At 70.0% G+C, this 6,188-nt stretch carries 2 protein-coding genes, 1 tRNA gene and 3 pseudogenes; 4 read left to right on the forward strand and 2 right to left on the reverse strand.

Annotated features, from left to right (window positions below; all coding sequences use genetic code 11):
- Positions 1 to 2,695 (reverse strand): DEAD/DEAH box helicase (locus AB0I18_RS51375; protein WP_363112781.1); only part of this gene is annotated, 2,695 nt, incomplete at its 3' end.
- A gap of 619 nt (positions 2,696 to 3,314) precedes the next feature.
- Here AB0I18_RS51375 and AB0I18_RS51380 point away from each other — a divergent pair.
- Positions 3,315 to 3,378 (forward strand) — tRNA-Thr (locus AB0I18_RS51380).
- 319 nt (positions 3,379 to 3,697) lie between these two features.
- Positions 3,698 to 3,987, forward strand: a pseudogene (locus AB0I18_RS51385) (IS630 family transposase); the annotation flags it as partial.
- A gap of 1 nt (position 3,988) precedes the next feature.
- On the opposite strand, the pseudogene AB0I18_RS51390 reads toward AB0I18_RS51385, so the two are convergent.
- Positions 3,989 to 4,394: pseudogene (locus AB0I18_RS51390) on the reverse strand (transposase); the annotation flags it as partial.
- 202 nt (positions 4,395 to 4,596) lie between these two features.
- On the opposite strand from AB0I18_RS51390, the pseudogene AB0I18_RS51395 reads away from it, so the two are divergent.
- Together AB0I18_RS51395 and AB0I18_RS51400 are read left to right on the forward strand one after the other, a co-directional pair.
- A pseudogene (locus tag AB0I18_RS51395) lies at positions 4,597 to 5,281 on the forward strand (transposase family protein); the annotation flags it as partial.
- A gap of 189 nt (positions 5,282 to 5,470) precedes the next feature.
- Positions 5,471 to 6,136, forward strand: a complete 666-nt coding sequence (locus tag AB0I18_RS51400; RefSeq protein WP_363112782.1) for a ribonuclease domain-containing protein — start codon at positions 5,471 to 5,473, stop codon at positions 6,134 to 6,136.
- The last annotated feature ends 52 nt before the right edge of the window (positions 6,137 to 6,188 follow it).

Below are 6,188 nucleotides of genomic sequence, written 5' to 3' on the forward strand. Positions count from 1 at the left end.
CCTGGCCGATGCGGTGGGCGCGGTCGGTGGCCTGGTCCTCGACGGCCGGGTTCCACCAGCGGTCGTAGTGCACGACATGGGTGGCGCGGGTGAGGTTGAGGCCGGTACCGGCGGCCTTGAGGGACAGCAGGAAGACCGGTGCCTCGCCGGCCTGGAAGGCGGCGACCATCTCCTCGCGGCGGGACACCGGTGTGCCGCCGTGCAGGAAGAGCGGCGCCCGGCCCTGTTCGGCCAGGTGCCGTTCGAGGAGCCGCGCCATCACCGTGTACTGGGTGAAGACCAGGACGGACTCGCCCTCGGCGGTGATGGTGGCCAGGAGTTCGTCAAGGAGTTCGAGCTTGCCGGAGCGGCCGGAGTCCAGCGGGCCGCTCTGGCGCAGGTACTGGGCGGGGTGGTTGCAGATCTGCTTCAGCGCGGTGAGGAGTTTGAGGACGAGTCCGCGCCGCGCGATGCCTTCGCTTGTGCGGATCGCGTCCATGGTCTCGCGCACCACCGCCTCGTACAGGCTCGTCTGCTCGGTGGACAGGGGAACGACGCGGTCGGTCTCGGTCTTCGCCGGAAGCTCGGGGGCGATGCCCGGGTCGGACTTGTGCCGGCGCAGCAGGAAGGGGCGTACCAGTCGGGCCAGTCGTTCGGCGGCCGGGGGGTCCTGACCGGACTCGACGGGGCGGGCGTGCCGGTCGCGGAAGACGGGCAGCGGGCCGAGCAGGCCCGGGGTGGTCCAGTCGAGGATCGCCCACAGCTCGGAGAGGTTGTTCTCGACCGGGGTGCCGGTCAGGGCGACGCGGGCCCGGGCGGGCAGGGCGCGCAGTTCGCGGGCGGTGGTGCTGTAGGGGTTCTTGGCGTGCTGCGCCTCGTCGGCGGCGATCAACGACCAGGGGACGTCGGCGAGTCGCCTGCGGTCACGGCGGAGCACTCCGTAGGTGACCAGGACGATCTCATCGCGCGCCAGGTCGTCGAGGTGCCGGTCGCCGCCGTGAAAGCGGCGGACCGGGGTGCCGGGCGCGAACCGGGCGGCCTCCCGCTCCCAGTTGCCCAGCAGCGAGGTGGGGCAGACCACCAGGGTGGGCCCGGCGGTGGCCGGAAGCCGCTGGCGGTGCAGGTGGAGGGCGAGCAGGGTGATGGTCTTGCCCAGGCCCATGTCGTCGGCGAGGCAGCCGCCGAGGCCGAGTTCGCACATGTCGGCCAGCCAGGCCAGTCCGCGCATCTGGTAGCCGCGCAGGGTGGCCTTCAACTCGGCGGGCTGGGGCACCGGTTCACGGTCCTGCGGTTCGCGGATGCGGTCGACGAGCGCGGCGAATGCCCCAGTGGCCTGTACGGGAACGCGCTCGCCGTCCGCTTCCGCTTCGCCGGTCAGGGCGGTGGTGAGCGCCTCCATGGGGGAGAGTGGCTGCATGCGGCGGCGCCGGGCGCGGGCGACGAGTTTCGGGTCGGCGATCACCCATTGGTCGCGCAGCCGGATCAGCGGGCGGCGGGCTTCGGCGAGGGTGTCCAACTCGGCGTCGGTGAGCGGCTCGTCGCCGAGCGCGATCCGCCAGCTGAAGTCGAGCAGGCTGTCGGCGTCCAGCAGGCCGGGCGCGGCCGAGCCCGGAGCCCCCGGCTGCCCGATCTCGGCCCGCGCGGTGAGCGCCTTGACCAGCTCGCGCGGCCAGTGCACGGCGATCCCGGCGTCGCGCAGGACGTCGGTGGCATCCCCGAGCAGGTCGAGGGCCTCGTCGTCACTCAGCGGCAGCCGGTCGGGTACGGCCTCGTCGAGCAGCCGCTCCAGTGGCGGCCAAGCGCGGGCGCCGCGCCGCAGTGCCAGCAGCGCCTCGGTCTCCGCACGCGGCCCCAACTGCCGCTGTACGGCGGCCGGGTCGGCCCACAGGTCGGCGGCCTCGACGACTAGGGCGGGGTCGTCGGCGGTGTGCAGTTGCAGCACCGCCTGGAAGCGCTGCCGCCTCCCGGTCGGCAGCTCGACGCGCAGACTGACGGTGACCTTGGCCGACAGTGCCGCGTCGGTCTCCTCCGCCCAGGTGCGCAGGTCGGGGACGGGGCGCACCTCGCGCCAGGCGTAGGGGAGGTGGCCGAGCGCCAGCGGGGCGGCCGGGGTGCGGGCGAGCGCGTCGGCGGCGGCGTCCGCGAAGTCCCGGACCAGGGCGGCCGGTTCGGCGATCCGCAGCGGAACGGTGCCGGACAGGGGAAGGCAGTGCGCGTGCGGCGGAAAGGTGGCGGCCAGCTCGTCGACGGCTCGCCGCCACGCGGTGTCGTACGGCCCGATCCTCCAGACGTCGTACGCGGTCTCGCTCAACGCCGGATGCAGCCGCCCCTCGGCCAGCATGCCCAGCGCCAGCCGCGCGGCGGCCGCCCAGGCGGCGGCGGACGGATGAGCGGGCGTGGCACCGAGCAGGGCGGCCACCGCCACGGCCGGAGGGATCGCGTACGAGGCAACGACGCGGCGGCGTACCGAGCGACCATGCGGCAGCACCAGCTCGATGCGCCCCGCTTCGACACCATCCGGAGGCGGCGCGGCGGGCGCCGCATCCGACGGCTGCCACAGGTGCAGTCGCCCCAGCCGATCGGGGTCCCCGGGCACGAACACCGCGGCCCAGCCACCGGCCAGCAGATCCCTTACCCATCCCGTGTACTGAGACGAGGCCAGCGGCTGCACCGCCAGACCCCCCACACTGGACACCGGGACGATCACACGGGCCATGCCACCCCATTCCAGCCCCGCGGCCACCGCCGCCGACTTATGACAGTCCGACTCCACCACAGCGCACGCACGGCAGCCAAACCCGGGCCAAAGGTCGTGCGCCCCTCCCGACGGAACCGCCGGACGGCTCGTACCCGCCCCTGCCGCGCCTCCTGGCACCCGTTCCGGATGTGGCAGCCCGGCGGATATGCCGAAGCGCCGTGGCCGCCGCAAGTCCTCGTCGAAGAAGCCGGTTCGCCGGTCCCCGGCACCCCGCGCCTGTCCGACGGGATCATGCGCGACGCCTGGCGGAATGTCCGCAGAGGTCAGTGTGTGTTTCTGCAGACGATGAGACTGTTCTGGGCGTATAGCTCGGCTCGTCTGCCGCCACCTGCGGCTTTGCCTGGGAAAGGGCCTCTGATCTGGGACGGAGGCCCTTTCTGATCTTTCATGGGCTTGCCGTGTTAGGCGGCAAAAAGTCCCTCGGAAGTCCCTCAGACAGAGCTGAAAGCCCCTGAAAAGTCCCTGGAGCGGAGGGGCGGATGACGCCTCTGAGCTGGTTCGGGTCGATGGGACATCACGCTGTCGCGCTACCCCGCAGTTTGCAACTGCTGTGAGGTAAGAGGTGGTCTGCGGTGGAGGGTTCGTGGTCTGGGGCCGGTGCACTCGTAATGCGTAGGTCTCGGGTTCGAATCCCGAAGGCGGCTCCCTGAAGGCCCAGGTCAGACCCCGCTGACCTGGGTCTTTTGCCTTTCCTTGGCTTTGCCTCGTGGTACCTACCCGGTCTGGTGGCCGCCGGTGGACAACCGGTGGACAAGCGTGCAGCAGGCGTGCAGAGCGGTGGACGGACGAGCCTGCGTGTAGAGGACCGGCGTGCCACATGCCAACGGGCGGCAGGGCTGCGTGTGTCGGGCAGTCGGCGACGGTGATGTTGGGGGGTTTCCATAAATCGGGGGAGCGGCGACGGCGGCTGGTGAAGAATCAGCCAGGGGGAGCCGGTCGTGCGGCTGAGCGAACCGGGCAGGGGTGGGCAAGTATCTCAAGCGGTGGGAGTTGACCTTCCAGCGCCCGGACAGGCGGGCCGTGGCGCGTTGGCACCAGGAGGCCTGGCTGAAGATCCACGCGAAGGCGAAGGGAGACGGCGGTGAGATCCTCTTCGCCGACCAGGTCGGCATTCCGCTCCGACCAGGTCACCGGTTCGCACCGGGGGGAGAGAGAAGGGCCGCACGCCCATCGTGCGGCGGACAGGGAACCGGTTCTCGGTGAACGCGATGTCGGCGATCAGCACCAAGGGGCGGATGCACTTCGTGGTCATCCGGGGATCATCTGGGCCGCGCCCCTGCCCCGACCGTACGTGTGACAGAACAGCCGGCCCGGGCTGGTATTGGCATCCGGCCGCAGCCAGTTACTGACATCGACCGCCAGGACCAGCCGCCCCTCCTCCGTCCGGGGAAGCGGCAGCCCCGCCAGTGCCCTGCGCAGCCGAGACAGATCCAGATGCCCGCGGTTCAGCCCGCCGTACAACGCGCCATGCCCACGCTGATGCTCAGGTGCCAGGGACAGCTCGACCAACGTCCTCACCGGGCCGTCCACACAGCAAGGCGTCACTCAACTCGAACAGGGCGTCGGGCCTCTGGGCCAGGCAGGCATAGAACTCCGTCCGAAAGCACGACAGTTCGGCAAACGCATCCCGCGGGACATCCCGCTGCGGCAGACTCATTGCTACGGCCTTCGTGCTGGTCAAGTGCCTCTCTGACGGAGCACAGGATCAGGCGAAGGCCGCTCCCACGTCAGGCACTCAGCCAAGAGCCTCAGCGAGTTCGAGGCCATGTTCGACCACGGACCATAAACGCCAAGAGTGCGCGGAGGTAAGTGAGGCTAAAACGTTTTGCACAAGGCTCTGAGCTGGGCATCTCCCTGGTATGGCCGGGGTGTTGAGCGTTGAGCGGGTGGAGACGTTCACAGGTGCTGCAGGTGCTGCAGTTCGCGCGGTTGTTGAAGATAGTGCGCGAGCGGGGCGGCGACGGCACCCTGCGGGACCGGCCGTGGTCCTTGCCGCTGGCGGAGCGGGTGCTCGTGGTGGCGGTGTACTACCGCAATAGCGTGACCATGCGGCAGCTGGGACCGCTGTTCGGAGTGTCCTCCTCCACGGTGTGCCGGGTCATCCAAGGGCTGGGTCCGTTGCTCGCGCTCGAGCCCGTCTCCCACCCGGTCGATGCCGCAGATCGGTTGTGGATCGTGGACGGCACGTTGATTCCGGTCCTTGACCGCAGTGTGGCGGCCTCCAGCCGTAACTACCGGTTCTCAGCGAATGCGCAGGTCATCGTGGACGCCGACCCCGGCTGGTGATTGCGGCCGGTGCCGGGCACCAGTGCGGACGCGCACGCCTGGCGGGCCTCCGGACTGAGCCAACACTGCCAGGGCGTGACCGTGCTCGGCGACGGAGCCTGTCTCAACTGCGGCATGCCGGTATCGCACCGCAAACGCCCCGGGCGGGCTCTACTCCCGGGCGAGGAGGAGGACAACGCCGAGCACCGCAAGGTCCGCGTGCGGGTGGAACACGTCATCGGCGGCCTGAAGAACCACAAGATCCTGCGCGACTGCCGGTAGTGCGGCGACGGCCTCCATCACGCGGTCCAGGCCGTCGCCCACGAGCCGCTGGTGTAACAGCCGTGCATCACATCTGCGGGGCGGTTGTGATGCCACTGCTGAGCCACTGTTACGCGCGACCGGTTCCTTAGGGGCACCGAGGCGGATGGCCTCGGGGAAACCCAGGAACGAGGCAAGGAACCAGCGATGTCCTCCACTCTTGCGCCGACGTCGGCCACCGACGCCGAACGCCCCACGAAGCCCCGTCTCCGGGGTCGCCGCCGGGCCCTGACCGTCGCGGGCCTGCTGCTCGCCCTCGTGGGCGGCGCGATCGGCGAGTCCGGCACCGCGATCGCCCAGGCACCGCCGGGCTCCTGCACTCAGTGGTGCAACAACCCTCCGGCGGGCTCGGGTGTCAGCCGGGCCGACTGGAACGCCGCGGTCGAGGCAGCGGACTTCTGGGCCAACCACGCTATCGACTTCAATCAGGTCGACTATTCCTACGGGCACAGCTACTACCACCTCTACTGGCACCCCAACCGCGGGTGGCCTCATGCGGGGTTCGGAAACCAGTGGTTCGGCTACCGGGACAGGTACACGGGGCACACCGAGTTCGTGTATTACGGCGGCACGTTCCACGACCGCAGCGGGGACCTCGCCTGGCAGGAGCAGAACGCGCAGCACGTATCGGCGAGCCAGGCCTACTCGACGGACCGCACCCACACGTCTCCCTATGTGGAGTACGACATCGACTACCACGGCTCGGCGAGGAGCTCACGCAACGCGCGGCGGATCGTGCGCAACTCCATCACCGGCAACGTCTACGTCACGTACGACCACTACGCGACCTTCATGTACCTGGGCCACTACTAGGCACAGGCGCTGTGACCAAGGCCGGGGTGGTGCGGCGGACCGGGAACCGTCC

It is taken from the genome of Streptomyces sp. NPDC050704 (assembly GCF_040654355.1).
Classification (GTDB): Bacteria; Actinomycetota; Actinomycetes; order Streptomycetales; family Streptomycetaceae; genus Streptomyces.